The following is a 311-nucleotide window of genomic DNA, read 5'->3' as shown; positions in this document are numbered from 1 at the left end:
AGCCGTCGAATTACACGCTTTATCTGGTGCAGCCGGAAGGCAAGGCCATTGCCTATCCGGTAGGGGTAGGCAAAGCCGGCCATAGCTTCAGCGGGCGCGCGACGATCGCGCGCAAGGCTGAATGGCCGACATGGACGCCGACTGCGAACATGATCGCGGCCGATCCTGTCGGCCGTGGTAGCCTTGCTGGCGGCGTTCAGGGTGGTGCTGCTAATCCGCTGGGAGCGCGCGCCCTGTATCTTTATCAGGGCGGGCGCGACACGCTTTACCGGATTCATGGCACGAATGATCCGGCTTCGATTGGAAAGTCC

At 62.1% G+C, this 311-nt stretch carries 1 protein-coding gene; it reads left to right on the top strand.

Going from position 1 to position 311, the window contains the following annotated elements; genetic code table 11:
* The coding region (locus HBA93_RS20170) for a L,D-transpeptidase (protein ID WP_221724462.1) at window positions 1–311 on the top strand (311 nt) is incomplete at both ends.

It is taken from the genome of Ochrobactrum sp. SFR4, from assembly GCF_019730395.1.
Classification (GTDB): Bacteria; Pseudomonadota; Alphaproteobacteria; order Rhizobiales; family Rhizobiaceae; genus Pseudochrobactrum.
Note: the sequence above shows the minus strand (reverse complement) of the source record. Positions and strands in the feature narration are given on the sequence as shown.